This is a genomic window from Amycolatopsis sp. NPDC004169, from assembly GCF_040610315.1.
Taxonomy (GTDB): Bacteria; Actinomycetota; Actinomycetes; order Mycobacteriales; family Pseudonocardiaceae; genus Amycolatopsis.
This window is the reverse complement of sequence record NZ_JBEXMD010000029.1, coordinates 12,025-27,932: the sequence shown is the minus strand read 5'-3', so window position 1 is coordinate 27,932 and position 15,908 is coordinate 12,025. Positions and strand designations below refer to the sequence as shown.

Below are 15,908 nucleotides of genomic sequence, written 5' to 3'. Positions count from 1 at the left end.
TCGCCCGGTTCGAAATGGACGTTCAGTTCCCCAGCCTCCCGTACCGGCGCACCGACAACGGCACGAACACCGCCAGCAGCACCAGCGGCCAGGCCACCGCCATCGGCACCGCGTGCGCACTCACCCACGACGTCCCGGCCGCGCCGGGGTTGCCGAACAGCACCCGCGCCGCGGTCACCGTGGCGGACAACGGGTTCCACTCGGCCACGGTTCCCAGCCACGCCGGCATCGTCGAGGTCGCCACGAACGCGCTGGACAGGAAGCCGAACGGGAACTCCAGCGTCTGCGCCAGTGTCACCATCGCCGGGTCCGACGTCAGCAGGCCCAGGTAGATCCCGGCCCACACCAGTGCCGTGCGCAGCAGGAGCAGCAGGCCGAACGCGGCCAGCGTCTCGCCGAGGGTGCCGTGCGGGCGCCAGCCGACGACGAGGCCGCACCCGGCCAGCACGGCCAGGGCCAGCACGGCGTTGACCAGGTCCGCCGCCACCCGGCCGGTGAACACCGCCGAGGGTGCCATCGGCAGCGACCGGAACCGGTCGGTGACGCCCTTGCCGGTGTCGTCCAGCACCGCGATCATCGTGCCCGAGAGCCCGAAGGCCATGGTCATCGCGAACATCCCCGGCAGCAGGAACTCCCGGTAGGAACCGCCGCCGGGCACGCTCATCCCGCCGCCGAGCAGGTAGGCGAAGATCAGCACCATCAGGATCGGGAACGCCACCACCGTGGCCAGCCGGGCCGGGCGCCGCGCCAGCTGCGCCAGGTAACGCCCGGCCATCGTCCAGCCGTCTTCGACCGCCCACCTCATCGCGCCACCCCCGTCAGCTCCAGGAACACTTCGTCCAGCGTCGGGTGCCGCAGCGCCACGTCGGCGAACGGCAGCTCGGCCGCCGCCAGCGCCCGCACGACGTCGGTCAGCATCGACGGCTCGGCCGGCGCGCTGACCCTCAGCTCCTCGGTCACCGGCGCGGCACCGGTGACCCGGGCCAGCAGCGCCGCCGCGGCGCCCAGAGCGTCCGGATCGGAGAGCACCAGCTCGATCCGGGTCGCGCCGAGGGAGCCCTTCAGCTCCGCCGGGGTGCCTTCGGCGACCACACGGCCGTGCTCGACCAGCGAGATCCGGTCGGCCAGCCGGTCGGCCTCCTCCAGGTACTGCGTCGTGAGCAGCACCGTCGTGCCGTCGGCGACCAGCGACCGCACCGCCGTCCAGACTTCGCTGCGGCTGCGCGGGTCCAGCCCGGTCGTCGGCTCGTCCAGGAACAGCACCCGCGGCGCCGCCAGCAGTGACGCGGCCAGGTCCAGGCGCCGCCGCATCCCGCCCGAGTAGGCCGACACCGGCTTCGCCCCGGTCTCGGCCAGGCCGAACCGTTCGAGCAGCTCGTCCGCGCGGTGGGTCGCCTCGCGGCGGCCCAGGTGGTGCAGGCGGCCGAACAGGACCAGGTTCTGCCGCCCGGACAGGATCTCGTCGACCGCGGCCTGCTGCCCGACCAGCCCGATCGCCGAGCGCACCTGCGCCGGTTCGGTGGCGACGTCGAACCCGGCGACCCGGGCGATGCCGCCGTCGTGACGCAGCAGGGTCGAGAGCACGCGGACCGCGGTGGTTTTACCCGCGCCGTTGGGGCCCAGCAGGCCGCACAGGGTGCCGGCCGGGACCGAGAGGTCGAACCCGTCGAGGGCGTAGCTGTCGCCGTAGCGCTTGCGGAGCCCCTCGGCGTGGATCTGTGGAATCAACCCGCCCCCTTAACTATGTACGATGTACAGAGAACAGGTTAGCACAACTCTGTACGTCGTACGGAAATCGGGTGGGCAGAATGACCGGGGTGAGCACGCAGGAGAACGGTGACGGCGACCCGCGGCGGGCGATCGAGCTGCTCTGGGGCATCTCGCCACCCCCGCGCCGCGGCCCGAAACCCAAGCTCGCCACCGCCGACGTCGTCCGCGCCGCGGTCGCGCTCGCCGACGCCGAGGACCTCGACGCGGTCACCATCCGCCGGGTCGCCGAACAGCTCGGCGTCTCCCCCATGTCCCTCTACACCTACGTACCCGGCCGGGCCGAGCTGCTGGACCTGATGACCGACCACGTCCACGGCGAGCTGACCGACCCCGAGGAGGGCCTCGGCTGGCGGGCCGCGCTGACCGCCGTCGCCGAAGACCAGTGGGCGCTGCTGCACCGCCACCCCTGGCTGCTGCAGGTCCCCACCGGCCGCCCGCCGCTCGGCCCGAACAGCTTCGCCAAGTACGAGCGCGAGCTGCGCGCGGTCGAGGGCATCGGCCTCGGCGACGTCGAGATGGACGCCGTGGCCGGCCTCGTCACCGGCCTGGTCCGCACCACCGCGCGCAGCTCGCTCGACAACGCCCGCCTGGCCCGCACCACCGGCCTGACCGACGCCCAGTGGTGGGAGCGCGCCTGGCCGGTGCTGGCCGGCATCCCGGCCGCCGACGCGGCGCACTACCCGATCTCCTCCCGCGTCGGCCAAGCCGCCGGCGCGGCCCACAACGCCGCCGAAAACCCGGCCCACGCCTTCCGCTTCGGCCTCGCCCGCGTCCTCGACGGCATCGAAATGCTCGTTCTACAGCGCCAGCAGTAGCCGGGCGGGGCGCCAGGTGCCGCCGTCGGGTGCCCGCGGCACGTCCTCGGTCAGCGCCAGGTCCGGGAACCGGTCGAACAGCATCGACAACGCCACCTCGGTCTGCACCCGCGAAATCGACGCGCCCAGGCAGAAGTGCGGCCCGTGCGAGAAGCCCAGCTGCGCCGGCCCCGACCGGGTGACGTCGAAGCGGTCCGGCTCGGCGAACACCCGCGGGTCGCGATCGGCGGCCACCAGCGCCGCCGTCACCCGCTCGCCCTTGCCGATCAGCCGGCCGTCGATCTCGACGTCTTCGCGCGCGAACCGCGGAGTGGCCAGCAGCTGCGGGCTGCAGAAGCGCATCAGCTCCTCCACCGCGCCCGGCCACAACCCCGGGTCCGCCCGCAGCAGGTCCAGCTGGTCCGGGTGCCGCAGCAGCGTCTCGACGGCGTTGGCGATGAGGTTCACCGGCGTCTGCCCGCCCAGGACCAAGTGCCAGACCAGGGTGACCAGCTCCGTGTCGGTGAGCCGGTCACCGTCCTCGGCCTGGACGCGCACCAGCTCGCCGATGAGGTCGTCGCCCGGCTGGGCGCGGTTGCGCGCCACGGCTTCCTTCGCGCCTTCGATGATCGCGGGGATCGCCTCGGCGAAGTCCGGGCCCAGCCCGCCGGCCACCGCGGCGCCGTAGCCGCGCCAGCGCGGCCGGTCCGCCTCCGGGATGCCGACCAGCTCGCAGATGACGTCGATCGGCAGCGGCCGCGCGAAGTGCGGCACCAGGTCGGCCACGCCGTCCTCGGCGTGCCCGGGCAGCTCGTCCAGCAGCCGCCCGGTGATCGCCGCCAGCCGCGGCCGCAGCTGCGCCGCCCGCTTGGGCGTGAACGCCGGGGCGACCAGCCGCCGCAGCCGCAGGTGCTCCGGCCCGTCCTTCTCCGCCATCGTCTCCAGGTACGCCAGGCAGTGCTCGGGAAGGCCGGGCGGGCGCAGGAAGCTGCCGGAGTTCACCTCGAACCGCGGGTCGCTCAGCATCGCGCGGGCCTCGCGGTAGCGGGTCAGGGCCCAGAAGGGCCCGAAGCCGGGGATGACCAGCTTGGCCACCGCGGCCGCTTCCCGCGCGTGGTCGTAGGCGGTGAACGGGTCGGTGAGCACCTTCGGGTCGGTCAGGTCGATCTCGGGGATCATCCACCACTCCAGATGTTAAAGTCAGATGTTCTTATCATCTCAGTGGTGACGGTATCTTGGCTCCCGACCCCGCGGCAAGGAGGACGATGGCCAGGCTCAGCCGAGCGGAAACGCAGGAGCGCAACCGCGCCAAGGTGCTCACCGCCGCCCGCGACGAGTTCGCCCGGCGCGGCTTCCGCGAGGCGAAGATCGACGTCATCGCCGAACGCGCCGAGCTCACCCGCGGCGCGGTCTACTCCAACTTCCCCGGCAAACGCGCCCTCTACTTCGCGGTACTGGCCGACCTCGCCGAACACGCGCCCCGGCCCGCCACCCCACCGCCGGACCCCGCCGCGGCCGACGTCCTCGCCGCGTTCGCCCGCGCCTGGATCGCCCGGCTCCCCCTGGCCACCGACAGCGACAGCGAAGACACCCGCCTCGCCCGCGACCTGCTCCCGGAAATCCTCGCCGACGACCACACCCGCCGCCCGTTCGCCCAGCTCATGCAGGTCGAAGCGATCCTGCTCGGGCTCGCCCTCGAACGCGTGCGCCCGGGACGGCGGCTCGTGCGCGTCGCCGAAGCCGCGCTGACCACGCTGCACGGCGCGAGCCAGCTCGCCGCCGCCGCACCCGGCTTCGGCGAACCGTTCCACCTCGTCACCGCCTGCGCCGCCCTGCTCGACCTGGACCTCGCCGACGACCGGCCGGCCGAGCCGCCGATCACCACCCCGGCCGTCCCCGACGGCCGGGCGTGGGACCCGCCGTCCGCCACCGACCTGCTCACCGGCGGCACCTTCCGGCCCGGCGACGGTGTCGTCACCGTCCTGGGCCTGCACCGCGCCGCCGCCTTCGAAGAAGCCGTCCGCGCCGGCGCCGACGTCACGGCCGTGCTCGTCACCAGCGACCCCGGCGAACTCGCCCCGCTGGCCCGGCTCGCCCTCGCCGACCTGCGCAGCTGCCTCGACCAGGCGATCGCCGCCCCGGCCCGGCCCCGGCTGCGGCTGGTCTGCGACGCCCGCGGCGACCTCGCCGCGGCCGCCGGCGTCACCGCCGTCAGCGACGCCACCGAGACCGCCGTCCGCGTCGAAGCCGGCCGGATCGTCGCCCGGGCCGAAGGATTCGGCGCCTGTCACGCCGCCGCTGTCGGTCCGGAGCCGTCGCGTTCGTCGGAGGGGTGAAACCGGCGGGAAGGAGCGGGTGGTGGACATCGAGACCGCGGTCGCCGAGGCGTTCCGGCAGGAGTGGGGCCAGGTCGTGGCCACGCTCATCCGGATCACCGGCGACTGGGACCTCGCCGAGGAATGCGCCCAGGAGGCCTTCGCCCTCGCCTTGCGCACCTGGCCGCGCGACGGCGTCCCCGGCCGGCCCGGCGCCTGGCTGACCACCACCGCCCGCAACCGGGCCACCGACCGGCTCCGCCGCGACGCCCTCGGCGCCGCCAAGCTCCGGGAGGCCGGCCGCATGGACGTCCACGACGAACCCGAACCCGACGACAGCGGCGTCACCGACGACCGGCTGCGGCTCATCTTCACCTGCTGCCACCCCGCACTGGCCACCGAAGCCCAGGTCGCGCTGGCCCTGCGCACGCTGGCCGGGCTGTCCACCGCCGAGATCGCCCGCGCCTTCCTCGTCCCCGAAGCGACCATGTCCCAGCGGCTCGTGCGGGTGAAGCGCAAGATCCGCCACGCCCGCATCCCCTACCGCGTCCCGCCCGCGCACCTGCTGCCCGAACGCACCGCCGCCGTGCTCGGCGTGCTCTACCTGACCTTCAGCGAGGGCTACTCCGCCAGCGCCGGGCCCGACCTGCTCCGCCCCGACCTCGCCGCCGAAGCACTCCGGCTCGCCCGCACCCTCGCCGAGCTGATGCCCGACGAACCCGAAGTCCTCGGCCTGCTCGCCCTGATGCTGCTGCAGCACGCCCGCCGCGCCACCCGCACCGACGACGGCGGCGTCCTCGTCCCCCTCGAAGAGCAGGACCGCACCCGCTGGGACACCGCCGCGATCACCGAAGGCACCGGGATCCTGGAGGCCGCGCTGCGGCGCCGCCGTCCCGGGCCCTACCAGATCCAGGCCGCCATCGCCGCCTGCCACGCCACCGCCGCCCACCCCGCCGACACCGACTGGCCCCAGATCACCGGCCTCTACGACCAGCTGCGCAAGCACGTCCCCAGCGCCGTCGTCGAACTCAACCGCGCCATCGCGGTCGGCATGGCCGACGGCCCGGAAGCCGGCCTCGCCCTCCTCGACGCCCTCCCGCTGCACGGCTACCACCTGCTCGCCGCCACCCGCGCCGACTTCCTGCGCCGCCTCGGCCGCCACGACGAAGCCGCCCACTGGTACCGCGAGGCCCGCAACCTCGCCGGCACCGACGCCGAACGCGCCTACCTCACCCGGAGAATCTCGGAACTGGTGTCGGTCCCCGGCGAGCCCGTTCGTCGGGCTGGTGAAGCCCGACCACCGGAGGAACACCCATGACCACCCTCGCCGTTCCCGGCGCCACGCTCACCTACGACGTCCAGGGCCACGGCCCGATCCTGCTGCTGGTCCCCGGCGGCCCCGCCGACGCCATGGTCTTCACCCACATCCGGCCGCTGCTGGCCGAAGACCACACCGTCGTCACCTACGACCCGCGCGGCCTGTCCCGCAGCCCCCTCACCGGCACGCCCGGCCCGGACGTGCTCCGCGACCACGCCGAGGACGTCCACCGGCTGCTCGCCGAGGTCGGCCCCGCCGACGTCCTGGCCAGCAGCGGCGGCGCGATCACCCTGCTCGAACACCTGCGCCACCACGCCGCCGACGTCCGCACCGTCGTGCTGCACGAACCACCCGTCACCCGTTACCTGCCCGCCGGGCCCGACGTCCCCGCACTGTTCCGCGAACAAGGCCTCGCTGCCGCCTTCGCCGCGTTCATGAAGGTGGTCGGCGTCGACCCCGCGCCGCCGCTCGACCCGCGCGCCGAAGGCAACTTCGCCTACTTCTTCGGGCACCTCATGCCGGCGACGGGCGCCTACGAGCCCGACCTCGACGCACTGCGGGCCACCCCGGCCCGCCTGGTCGTCGCCATCGGCGAGGAGTCCACCGGACTGCCGGTCCACCGGGCCGCCCGCGACCTGGCCACCGCCCTCGGGACCGGCACCGAGGTGTTCCCGGGCGGGCACGGCGGGTTCGACACCCACGCCGACGCGTTCGCCGCCCGCCTGCGCGACGTCCTGGAAGGATGCTGACATGCAGTACCTGCTGATGATCTGCGGCGACGAAACCGCCGAAGAACACGCCAACGACGGCTGCGGCGGCTGGAGCGAGGAAATGCAGCACCGCGGCATCATCCGCGGCGGCGGCGGCCTGCGCCCGCCGACGGAAGCCACCACGATCCGCGTCCGCGACGGCGAAGTGCTGCTCACCGACGGACCGTTCACCGAAGCCAAGGAACAGATCGGCGGCTTCGTCATCCTGGACTGCGCCGACCTCGACGAAGCCCTCGAACTCGCCGCCCGCCACCCGGCCGCGACCTACGGCAGCATCGAGGTCCGCCCGATGCTCGGACCGGAGGACTTCGCCTGAGACCGCCTCGCGCGGCTACCCCCGGCTGGTGAGCACGGCCGCGACCAGACAGCCGAACCCGGCCGTGCTCACCACCGCGCGCACCGCGTTCCAGCGCACCCACACCGTCTCGAACGCCGCCCGCACCGCCGCATAGTCGTCACCGCCGGACTCCAAGGCGTTGTTCAGCGGGATGTTGACCGCCGCGGTGATCACCACCATCGCCGCCAGCAGCACGAACCCCGCGATCACCCACGGGCGCGGTCCCGGGTTCAGGAACACCGCCACCCCGGCCAGCAGCGGCGCGCCCAGGAACGTCAGCAGGAACACCGGGTTCACGATCGCGATGTTGATCCCGCGCATGCCCTCCACGAACGTCCGGTCGTCCCCGCGCCCCAAGCCCGGCATGACCGAACAGGCGTAGGCGTAGAACAGCCCCGCGACCAGCCCCGCCGCGACCAGCGCGGCCACCAGCACCACCGTCGACATCGGTTTCACCGCGCCCAGACCCCGGTCGCCGCCGCGTCACGCGCGAACGCGGCGAAATCCGTCGCCGGACGGCCCAGCACCCGTTCCACGTCCGGCGTCACCGACGCGTTGCGCCCGTCCAGCACCCGCGCGAACAACTCGGTCAGTGCGCCGATCTCCGCCTCCGGCACCCCCTGGCCCGCCGCCGCGGCAGCGAATTCCCCCGGTGAAACCGGCACGTAGCGGACATCCCGGCCCGACGCGGCGGCGATTTCCGCGGCCGCGCCGGCGAAGCTCAGCAACCGCGGCCCGGTCAGCTCGTACCGCACACCGGTGTGGCCGGGCTCGGTCAGCACCCGCACCGCCACGTCGGCGAGGTCGCGGACGTCGACGAACGGCTCGGTCACCGTCCCCGCCGGCAGCACGATCTCCCCGGCCCGGACGGCGTCGAGCAGGAAGTGCTCGCTGAAGTTCTGCGCGAACCAGCTGCAGCACAGGATCGTCCAGCCGGTCCCGGACTCCCGGACGATCCGTTCGCACGCCTCGGCTTCCTCTTCGCCGCGGCCCGACAGCAGCACCAGGTGCCGCACCCCGGACGCCACCGCGAGCTCGGTGAACGCCCGGATGTCGCCGGCGGCCTCCGGCGCCACCAGATCGGGGTAGTAGGTCAGGTAGACCGCGTCGACGCCGTCGAGCACCGCAGCCCAGGTCTCCCGCTTGCTCCAGTCGAACGGCGGCACCCCGTGCCGCGACGTGATCCGCGTCGGCAGGCCGCGCTCGCGCAGCCGGTCCGCCACCCGGCGCCCGGTCTTGCCGGTGCCGCCCACCACCAGGAAGTTCGTTGTCATGCCCCCAGTCAAGCCGCCGCCGGTGAGACTCTCCATAGTTCACAGGCTCGATAACATGCTTCAGCGTCTACATTGGGGACATGGACCCGCTCGCTGCGCTCCTCGACGGCCCCCGCGCCCACGGCGCGTTCCTGCTGCGCTCGGTGCTGACCCCGCCGTGGTCGCTGCGGATCGAGGACCGCGCACCGCTGACGGTGGTGGCCGTGGTCCGCGGCGAAGCGTGGATCGTGCCCGACGGCGGCGAAGGCGTCCTGCTCGGCGAAGGCGACGTCGCGATCACCCGCGGCCCCGACCCGTACCTGGTCGCCGACCACCCGGCGACCCCGCCGCAGGCGCTCATCCTGCCCGGCCAGGAGTGCCGCACCCCCGACGGCGGGCACCTGACCGACCTCGCCGACGTCGGGGTCCGCACCTGGGGCCACGGCAGCGACGGCCCGGTCGTGCTGCTCACCGGCACCTACGGCATGGAAGGGGAGATCAGCCGGAAACTGCTCGCCGCGCTGCCCGCGCTGATCGTCCTGCGCGCCGGCGACTGGCCCACCCCGCTCGTCGGGCTGCTCGCCGCCGAGATCGGCCGGGACGTCCCCGGCCAGGAAGCCGTCCTCGACCGGCTGCTGGACCTGCTGCTGATCGCCGCGTTGCGCGCCTGGTTCGACCGGCCCGACACCCGCGCCCCCGCGTGGTACCGCGCACACGAAGACCCGGTGGCCGGCCAGGCGCTGCGGCTGCTGCAACACCAGCCGGCCGAACCGTGGACGGTCGCCAAGCTCGCCGCCGACGTCGGCGTGTCCCGGGCCGCCCTGGCCCGCCGGTTCACGGCCGCGGTGGGCGAGACCCCGATGGCGTACCTGGCGGGGTGGCGGCTCGCGCTGGCCGCGGACCTGCTGCGCCAGCACCCGGAGACGACGATCGCCTCGATCGCCCGCCAGGTCGGCTACGGCAGCGCGTTCGCGCTCAGCGCGGCGTTCAAACGCGAGTTCGGCGTCAGCCCCCGGGACTACCGGGGCCGGTAGCCCCGGCCGTCACTTCAGCTCGTCGCCGAGCCGGTCGAGCCACTCGCCGGTGCCCTGCTCGCGCCACTCCGGCTTCTCGGCACCGTCGAGGAAGGTGTCCTGCTCGGTCAGCACCAGCCGCGTGCCGCCGCCTTCGGCGAACAGCTCCACCGTCGTGGTCGAGACGGTCGCGAGCGCGCCGTCGCCGGTGAGCGTGCCGGAGAAGACGATCCGCTCCTCGGGCACGATGTCGTGGTAGGTCGCGACAAAACTCAGCACCCCGCCGCTCGGGGTGCGGCCTTCGACAGCTTCGCGGCCCCCGGCGCGGAAGTCCAGTTCGTGCTCACCCGCGGAGACGAACCAGCGCTTCTTCGCCTCCGGGTCCGACCAGGCGGCGAACACCCGCTCCGGCGGCACGGGGTAGGTGCGCTCCAGGGTGAACGTGCTGTGCAAGACGGTCATGACGTGCTCCCTTCCGGCGTTCCGGGCGGCTCGGCGAGGAAGTCGCCGAGCCGGTCGAGCCTGCTCTCCCACGTGGTGCGCTGCCGGCCCAGCCACTGTTCACCCGCGCGCAGCGCCTCCGGCTCGATCCGGCAGGTGCGCACGCGGCCGGCCTTCTCCGACCGCACGATCCCGGCGGCCTCCAGCACCTGCAGGTGCTGCACGACGGCGGCCAGCGACATGGTCAGCGGTTCGGCCAGCTCACTGACCGACGCCGGCCCGCGCACGAGCCGCGCCACCAGCGCCCGCCGGGTCCGGTCACCCAACGCGCGGAACACCAGGTCCAGCGACTCCTCATGGTTAAGCACCTACTTAAGTTAACGCGGCAGGCCAGAACGGTCAAGTAGCTGCTTAAGTTTTTCCGGCAGCTCGGGTACCTCCCGCAGCGTGGCGAGCACGTGCTCGGCCGCGTCGGCCCGGCCGGCCGCGGAACGCAGTTCGGCTCCGAGGTTCGTCGTGGTTTCGTGCATCGACCGGACGGTCTGCTCGTGCGCCGCCTGCAGTTCCGCGAGACGCTGGTCGAAGCCGGCGCGCAGGCGCTCAGCGTCGTCGCGAGCACGCTCCAGGACCGCTTCGTGCGCCGCGGCCGCCTTCACGTTCTCGTCGCGCGCTGCCCTGAGCGCGGCTTCGTGCTCTTCGCGGGCTGCGTCGAGGCGCTGCTGGACGGCCTCTGCTCGGGTTTCGGCCGCCTCCGCCCGGGCGACGGCAGCCTGGCCGCGGCTGCGTTCCTCCTCGGACGCGGTCCGGGCGGCCGTCAGCTCGGCGGTCAGGGTGGCGATCGTCGCGGCGCGCTCACCGGCGAGCGCCGCGGAGGCGTCGGCCCGGTCGGCGACGCGGGCGAGCTCGTCGCGGACGGCGGCCAGCTGCCCTTCGGCCCGCTGCTGCTCCTGCACCGCGGCGCGCCGGGCCGCCCGTTCCTCGTCCCGTTCCCGGAGCGCTTCGGCCTGCTGTCGTTCCGCCGACGCGGCGGCGGCCACCGCGGCCTCGGCCATCTCGCGGGCTTGCGCCGCTTCGGCGTCCGCGCGGCCACGCTGCAGCCGGTGCTCGTCCGCCTCGGCCAGGGCCGCGTCCCGCTCGGCGAGGGCGGTGGCGGTGGTGGCCTCGAGCTGGTGGCGCAGCGTCGTGAGCGTCTCCACCAGCCCGCGGGCCGGCTCGAGCACCCGGTCGACCTGGCCGGCGAGCGCGGTGACGGCGGTGTCGTCCAGTTCGGTGTCGCTCTCCCGCAGCGACTCGGCGTCCGAGAGCACGGCCTCGGCGTCACGGCAGCTGAGGTTGCGGCGCCCCCAGGTCTTCCCGTCCTGGCAGAACCGCGCCCGGCTCCCACGCCCCACCGCCGGCGGCAGCGGCGCGCCACACCTCCGGTACTCGCACACCCGCACCTGACCAGCATCTTCCGTCATGATCAGGACCCTATCAAAGCTTCTAATCAGAATCAGAAGTAGCTGTTCAAAATCAGAACAGACACTCCGACTGGTCTGAGTTGGGATAAGGTCACATATCCCAACTCAGAACCACCAAGGAGCCCCCGGGGTAACAGCGGAGACCGGATGGGCGAGTCTGGGACCGTGAACGATGCCCCGCGCGCCCAGGTGATCACCCAGCTGCGGACTCTCGAAGGCACCAGCTACAGCGTTGCGCTGACCCATCGCCCCTGGGAACTCCCGGTGGATGCGGTGGCGGTCTCCGTCGGCGGCGGGTTCGGGCAGGTCGCCGACGCCGTGCAGCAGGAGTTCCCCGACGCGGACTGGGATTCGATCGTCCTTGACCAGGTCAAACCCGGCTCGCCGGCCGTGCTCCACCTGGGTGACCACAGCTCCCACCCGCAGCCGAACATGGTCGTTCTGGCCACGCCCCACGCTCCGGACGAGGGCAATTCGGCGACCGCCTCGGCGATTCTCACGGCCGCCAAGGCCGCGATCCTCGCCGCCGGCGGTGCCGGGGCGGCATCCGTTGCCCTGCCCCTGTTCGCCACCGGGCAACTGGGCATGGATCCACAGGTCGCGGCCGACGCCCTGATCGAGGGGGCAATCTCCGCCCGGGCCGCGGTGGACAAGGTGTTCTTCTTTTCCCACCGCCAGGATCAGGTGGACATCATCGCCGAGCGTTGGAAGGCGGCCCGCCTCCCGGGGCACGGGTTCTCGGCCGACGAACTCGCGGGCGGGCTGGCCAAGGACCTGGTCGACCCCAACGAATGCATCCCGCTGAGCCGGGACCACCTCGACGTCAAGCCGTACGTTTCCATGCTGGCCACGGTGATCGCCGCGAAGGACACGCCGCTGCCGCTGTCGGTCGGGGTGTTCGGCGAGTGGGGCGCCGGGAAGAGCTTCTTCATGGGCATGCTCCGCGGCCAGGTCAAAGAGCTGGAAGGCACGCCCGGCCAGTGCCGGAAGATCGCGCAGGTCGGGTTCAACGCCTGGCACTACGCGGACGCGAACCTCTGGGCCAGCCTCGGCGACGAGATCTTCCGCCAGCTCGCCGAACCGCTCCGGCAACCGGGCGAGCCGGACGCCGAGCACGCCGCGCGCCTTCGCGAAGGCGCGCGGCTGCGCGAGCGCCTCGCCGGTGAACTCGAACAGCGCAAGCAGCTGACCGCGGTGACCGAGCGCGCCCAGGCGGAAGCCGCGGCGCTGGAGCGCAAGATCAGCGAAGCACGGGGCAGCCGCCGGATCCGCGCCCGCGACTTGGTCCGCGCGCTGGCGAAGTCGCCGGTCGTCCGGGCGGAGTACGCCGGGGTGTGGCGGAAACTCGGTGTCGGCGACGCGGCCGAGCAAGGCCTGCTGCTGGCCGACCAGCTCCGCGGAGCACACTCGGAAACGGAAGTGCTGGTGCGGCTCTCGCGCTACCGCCACGGCCGGACCGCGCTGATCACCGCGGCCGTCGCGCTGTCGGGCGTGGCCGTCCTCGCGGCGTTCGCGCCCGACATCCGGAACTGGCTGATCGGCATCGGTGCCGCCTTCGCCGCCCTCCTGGCCGGCGGGCTCACGATGGTCACGGCGGCCCGCGGCGGCCTGCGAAAACTGCGCGTCCTCGCCGAAGAGCTGCGGACCGGCCTGAACGACGACGCGCACTCTGAAATCGCCGCCCTGCGCAAGGCGGACGCCGAGCAGCAGATCGCCGAACGGCAGCTGGCCGAAGTCGTCGACCGGATCGGGGAACTGGGCAGGCAGCTCACCGAGCTGACGCCGGGACGACGGCTCTACACCTTCCTGGCCGAGCGGTCCCGCGCCGACGACTACCACGGCAACCTGGGCCTCATCTCCACGATCCGGAAGGACTTCGAGAAGCTCGTCGCGCTGATGACCGAGCCCCGCGACGGAGACGAAGCCGGCCCGGTGGACCGCATCGTGCTCTACATCGACGACCTCGACCGCTGCAGCCCGCGCCAGGTCGTCGACGTGCTCCAAGCGGTGCACCTGCTGCTGGCGTTCGACCTGTTCGTGGTGGTCGTCGGCGTGGACCCGCGCTGGCTGCTGCGGTCGCTGAGCGCGCACTACGACCGGCTGATCGAAGCCGGTCCCGTCGCGCGGGCCGACGGCTGGCACGTCACCCCGGAGGACTACCTCGAGAAGATCCTCAACATCCCGCTCGTCCTGCCCCGGATGCCCGCCGGCAGCCTCCGGCGGCTGCTGGACGGGATGGCCGCACCGCAGGCCGCCGCACCGGTGCCGTCGGCTGCGCCGGAGCCGGAGGCGGAACCGCCGGCACCCTCCCGGTGGGACAGCCCCGTCACCGGCCCGTGGGTGGAGCGCGGCTCGCAGGTGGGCGCGCAGCTGGACCCCGCCGGGCCGCCCGCGCCACCGCGTCCGCTGACCGAACCGGAAATCGCCCTGCTCGCGCGCCTGGACCAGCTGGTCGACACACCCCGGGACGCGAAACGGCTCATCAACCTCTACCGGATGCTGCGAGCGACCCGCGACCTTTCGGATGCCTCCGCCTTCCTCGGCGGTGAGTTCGAAGCCGTGGCTGTGCTGCTCGGGACCTGCACCGCACACGGGCGTCTGCTGGGCCGGTTCACCGACGCGTTGCTTCGCCAGGCGCCCCAGACGTCGTGGGCGGATTTCGTGACCGACCTGCAGCCGGTGGAGAACGGCGGTCAGTGGCGCAGCGAGGTCATCGGTGCGATCACCGACGGCGAGGTCGCGCACTGGGCACACTTGCACCGCAGCCTGTCCGACCTCGCGCCGTCGATCACGCTGGCCGACGTGCGCGTGTTCCAGGCCTGGGCCCCGCGCGTCCGCCGCTTCTCCTACGTCCTCTCACCGGCCGCCCGCTGACGGCACGACGCGCGCTTGCGCTCCAGCAGAGCCCGCTCCGCCGTGTTGCGGGTGAGCTCGATGGCCACCGTGTAGGCCTCGGCCGCCTCCTCCGGGCGGCCCACCCGCGCCAGCAGATCCGCGCGGATCGCGTGGAACAGCGGGAACCGCGGCAGCTCCAGGGCTTCGACCAGCGCGAGCGCCACGGCGGGCCCGTCGACCTCGGCGACCGCCACCGCCCGGTTCAGCGCCACCACCGGCGTCGGCGTCCACGCCAGCAGCTGGTCGTACAACGCCTTGACCTGCGCCCAGTCCGTGGGCGCGGCGCTGTGGACGGCCTGGATCGCCGCCTGGATCTGGTACGGGCCCGGCTGGTTGCGGCGCAGGCAGCCGCGGACGATGTCCTGCCCCTCGGCGATCAGGTCCGCGTCCCAGCGCGACCGGTCCTGGTCGGCCAGCAGCACGATCTCGCCCGCCGCGGTCGTGCGCGACGCACGGCGGGCGTCGATCAGCAGCATCAGCGCGAGCAGACCCTGCACCTCCGGCTCGTCCGGCATCAGCTCCGCCAGCACGCGGGTGAGCCGGATCGCCTCGCGGCACAGCTCGGCGCGGATCAGCTCCTCCCCCGCGCTGGCCGCGTACCCCTCGTTGAAGACCAGGTACAGCACGGCGAGCACCGCGGCCAGCCGGTCGGGCAGGTCGGCGTCGCGCGGGACGCGGTACGGGATGCCCGCGTCGCGGATCTTGTTCTTCGCACGGACGATCCGCTGCGCCATGGTGGGCTCGGGGACCAGGAACGCGGCCGCGATCTGGGCGGTGCTCAGCCCGCCGAGCAGCCGCAGGGTCAGCGCGACCTGCGCCGGGCGGGCCAGCGCCGGGTGGCAGCAGGTGAAGATCAGCCGGAGCCGGTCGTCGGGCACGGCGCCCTCCTCCACGGGCTCGGCTGTGACATCCGGAAGTGCGGCGTGCAGCAACGCCGCCTGGGCGTGCTTGTCCGCCCGCGCGGCCTCGCGGCGCAGCCGGTCGACGGCGCGGTTGCGGGCGGTGGTGATGATCCAGCCCGCCGGGCTCGGCGGGAGCCCGGCGGGCGGCCAGCGCCGCACGGCCTCGGCGAAGGCGTCCTGCACGGCCTCCTCGGCGACGTCGATGTCCCCGAAGACCCGCACCAGCACCGACACCGCCCGGCCGTACTCGGCGACGAAGACCTCCTCGACGCTCATCCCCGAAACGGCCGCACCTCCACCGGCAGCGGCGCGACGGCCTCGGCGAGCCGGCCACCCCACGTGAGCGCGGCATCGAGATCGGGCGCGGTGATGATGGTGAACCCGCCGAGGTGCTCCTTGCCTTCGCTGTAGGGGCCGTCGGTGACGAGGGTGTCCCCGTCGGCGGCGCGCAGCACGGTCGCGCTCGACGGCGGGTGCAGCCCGCCGGCGAACACCCACGCCCCGGCCTCCTGGAGGTCGGCGTTGAGCGTGTCGAGCTTGCGGGTGATGCCCGCCAGGACCTCCGGCGGCGGGGTCGGGCCGTCGGGCTGGTAGATGCTGAGCAGGTACTGCTTCACGTCGTCCTCCTCGGTGTCTCACC

Annotated in this window: 17 protein-coding genes; 7 read left to right on the top strand and 10 right to left on the bottom strand. The window is 73.4% G+C overall.

What is annotated here, in order from left to right; translation table 11 throughout:
• Positions 1 to 22: 22 nt before the first annotated feature.
• Together ABZX11_RS31975 and ABZX11_RS31970 are read right to left on the bottom strand one after the other, a co-directional pair.
• Positions 23 to 805 carry an ABC transporter permease gene (locus tag ABZX11_RS31975; protein WP_176169642.1) on the bottom strand — a complete coding sequence of 261 codons (783 nt, stop codon included), beginning with the start codon at positions 803 to 805 and terminating at the stop codon, positions 23 to 25.
• Positions 802 to 1,728: an ATP-binding cassette domain-containing protein gene (locus ABZX11_RS31970; protein WP_354919945.1), complete on the bottom strand. Its 927-nt coding sequence runs from the start codon at positions 1,726 to 1,728 to the stop codon at positions 802 to 804. Before ABZX11_RS31970 ends, ABZX11_RS31975 begins: the two co-directional genes overlap by 4 nt.
• Before the next feature lie 80 nt (positions 1,729 to 1,808).
• Here ABZX11_RS31970 and ABZX11_RS31965 point away from each other — a divergent pair, with 80 nt between their 5' ends.
• Complete coding sequence (locus ABZX11_RS31965) at positions 1,809 to 2,585, top strand: TetR/AcrR family transcriptional regulator (protein ID WP_354919942.1); 777 nt, start codon at positions 1,809 to 1,811, stop codon at positions 2,583 to 2,585.
• Here the strand turns inward: ABZX11_RS31965 and ABZX11_RS31960 are convergent.
• Positions 2,568 to 3,743, bottom strand: coding sequence for a cytochrome P450 (locus tag ABZX11_RS31960; RefSeq protein WP_354919939.1), 1,176 nt, complete (start codon positions 3,741 to 3,743; stop codon positions 2,568 to 2,570). The two genes, ABZX11_RS31965 and ABZX11_RS31960, sit on opposite strands and share 18 nt — an antisense overlap.
• A gap of 86 nt (positions 3,744 to 3,829) precedes the next feature.
• Between ABZX11_RS31960 and ABZX11_RS31955 the strand changes: the two genes are divergently transcribed.
• The 4 genes from ABZX11_RS31955 to ABZX11_RS31940 are packed head-to-tail and all read left to right on the top strand — an operon-like array spanning position 3,830 to position 7,283.
• The gene (locus tag ABZX11_RS31955) at positions 3,830 to 4,900 is read left to right on the top strand and encodes a TetR/AcrR family transcriptional regulator (protein ID WP_176169646.1); all 1,071 of its coding nucleotides are present in this window, start codon (positions 3,830 to 3,832) and stop codon (positions 4,898 to 4,900) included.
• Positions 4,901 to 4,922: 22 nt separating this feature from the next.
• A complete protein-coding gene (locus tag ABZX11_RS31950) occupies positions 4,923 to 6,197 on the top strand; it encodes an RNA polymerase sigma factor (RefSeq protein WP_354919936.1) in 1,275 nt (424 codons plus the stop codon).
• Positions 6,194 to 6,946: an alpha/beta fold hydrolase gene (locus tag ABZX11_RS31945; RefSeq protein WP_354919933.1), complete on the top strand. Its 753-nt coding sequence runs from the start codon at positions 6,194 to 6,196 to the stop codon at positions 6,944 to 6,946. The genes ABZX11_RS31950 and ABZX11_RS31945 overlap by 4 nt, the downstream gene beginning before the upstream one ends.
• Before the next feature lies 1 nt (position 6,947).
• Positions 6,948 to 7,283, top strand: a complete 336-nt coding sequence (locus ABZX11_RS31940; protein WP_176169649.1) for a YciI family protein — start codon at positions 6,948 to 6,950, stop codon at positions 7,281 to 7,283.
• A 15-nt stretch (positions 7,284 to 7,298) separates the two neighbouring features.
• Here ABZX11_RS31940 and ABZX11_RS31935 read toward each other — a convergent pair whose 3' ends face one another.
• Complete coding sequence (locus tag ABZX11_RS31935; RefSeq protein ID WP_354919930.1) at positions 7,299 to 7,751, bottom strand: anthrone oxygenase family protein; 453 nt, start codon at positions 7,749 to 7,751, stop codon at positions 7,299 to 7,301.
• A 5-nt stretch (positions 7,752 to 7,756) separates the two neighbouring features.
• Positions 7,757 to 8,578 carry an NAD(P)H-binding protein gene (locus ABZX11_RS31930; RefSeq protein WP_354919927.1) on the bottom strand — a complete coding sequence of 274 codons (822 nt, stop codon included), beginning with the start codon at positions 8,576 to 8,578 and terminating at the stop codon, positions 7,757 to 7,759.
• Between the two features lie 80 nt (positions 8,579 to 8,658).
• Between ABZX11_RS31930 and ABZX11_RS31925 the strand changes: the two genes are divergently transcribed.
• Entirely contained in the window at positions 8,659 to 9,591 is a 933-nt protein-coding gene (locus tag ABZX11_RS31925; RefSeq protein ID WP_354919924.1) for an AraC family transcriptional regulator, read from the top strand.
• A gap of 9 nt (positions 9,592 to 9,600) precedes the next feature.
• On the opposite strand, the gene ABZX11_RS31920 is transcribed toward ABZX11_RS31925, so the two are convergent.
• The 3 genes from ABZX11_RS31920 to ABZX11_RS31910 are packed head-to-tail and all read right to left on the bottom strand — an operon-like array spanning position 9,601 to position 11,471.
• Positions 9,601 to 10,032, bottom strand: a complete 432-nt coding sequence (locus ABZX11_RS31920; protein WP_176169653.1) for an SRPBCC family protein — start codon at positions 10,030 to 10,032, stop codon at positions 9,601 to 9,603.
• On the bottom strand, positions 10,029 to 10,379 hold the full coding sequence (locus ABZX11_RS31915) for a metalloregulator ArsR/SmtB family transcription factor (RefSeq protein WP_254896624.1): 351 nt from the start codon (positions 10,377 to 10,379) through the stop codon (positions 10,029 to 10,031). Before ABZX11_RS31915 ends, ABZX11_RS31920 begins: the two co-directional genes overlap by 4 nt.
• Before the next feature lie 9 nt (positions 10,380 to 10,388).
• Positions 10,389 to 11,471: a hypothetical protein gene (locus ABZX11_RS31910; protein WP_354919920.1), complete on the bottom strand. Its 1,083-nt coding sequence runs from the start codon at positions 11,469 to 11,471 to the stop codon at positions 10,389 to 10,391.
• Positions 11,472 to 11,636: 165 nt separating this feature from the next.
• Between ABZX11_RS31910 and ABZX11_RS31905 the strand changes: the two genes are divergently transcribed.
• Positions 11,637 to 14,345 (top strand): P-loop NTPase fold protein, encoded by a 2,709-nt coding sequence (locus ABZX11_RS31905; RefSeq protein WP_354919917.1) that lies wholly within the window; start codon positions 11,637 to 11,639, stop codon positions 14,343 to 14,345.
• Here ABZX11_RS31905 and ABZX11_RS31900 read toward each other — a convergent pair.
• On the bottom strand, positions 14,318 to 15,544 hold the full coding sequence (locus ABZX11_RS31900) for an RNA polymerase sigma factor (RefSeq protein ID WP_354919914.1): 1,227 nt from the start codon (positions 15,542 to 15,544) through the stop codon (positions 14,318 to 14,320). The two genes, ABZX11_RS31905 and ABZX11_RS31900, sit on opposite strands and share 28 nt — an antisense overlap.
• Complete coding sequence (locus ABZX11_RS31895; RefSeq protein ID WP_354919911.1) at positions 15,541 to 15,885, bottom strand: YciI family protein; 345 nt, start codon at positions 15,883 to 15,885, stop codon at positions 15,541 to 15,543. The genes ABZX11_RS31900 and ABZX11_RS31895 overlap by 4 nt, the downstream gene beginning before the upstream one ends.
• Positions 15,886 to 15,908: the final 23 nt, after the last annotated feature.

Bases quoted from the DNA above. Each gene is read 5' to 3' on its own strand.
- ABZX11_RS31975 (WP_176169642.1), bottom strand. From the start codon at position 805: ATGAGGTGGGCGGTCGAAGACGGCTGGACGATGGCCGGGCGTTACCTG.
- ABZX11_RS31965 (WP_354919942.1), top strand. From the start codon at position 1,809: ATGACCGGGGTGAGCACGCAGGAGAACGGTGACGGCGACCCGCGGCGG.
- ABZX11_RS31960 (WP_354919939.1), bottom strand. From the start codon at position 3,743: ATGATCCCCGAGATCGACCTGACCGACCCGAAGGTGCTCACCGACCCG.
- ABZX11_RS31955 (WP_176169646.1), top strand. From the start codon at position 3,830: ATGGCCAGGCTCAGCCGAGCGGAAACGCAGGAGCGCAACCGCGCCAAG.
- ABZX11_RS31945 (WP_354919933.1), top strand. From the start codon at position 6,194: ATGACCACCCTCGCCGTTCCCGGCGCCACGCTCACCTACGACGTCCAG.
- ABZX11_RS31940 (WP_176169649.1), top strand. From the start codon at position 6,948: ATGCAGTACCTGCTGATGATCTGCGGCGACGAAACCGCCGAAGAACAC.
- ABZX11_RS31935 (WP_354919930.1), bottom strand. From the start codon at position 7,751: ATGTCGACGGTGGTGCTGGTGGCCGCGCTGGTCGCGGCGGGGCTGGTC.
- ABZX11_RS31930 (WP_354919927.1), bottom strand. From the start codon at position 8,578: ATGACAACGAACTTCCTGGTGGTGGGCGGCACCGGCAAGACCGGGCGC.
- ABZX11_RS31925 (WP_354919924.1), top strand. From the start codon at position 8,659: ATGGACCCGCTCGCTGCGCTCCTCGACGGCCCCCGCGCCCACGGCGCG.
- ABZX11_RS31920 (WP_176169653.1), bottom strand. From the start codon at position 10,032: ATGACCGTCTTGCACAGCACGTTCACCCTGGAGCGCACCTACCCCGTG.
- ABZX11_RS31910 (WP_354919920.1), bottom strand. From the start codon at position 11,471: ATGACGGAAGATGCTGGTCAGGTGCGGGTGTGCGAGTACCGGAGGTGT.
- ABZX11_RS31900 (WP_354919914.1), bottom strand. From the start codon at position 15,544: ATGAGCGTCGAGGAGGTCTTCGTCGCCGAGTACGGCCGGGCGGTGTCG.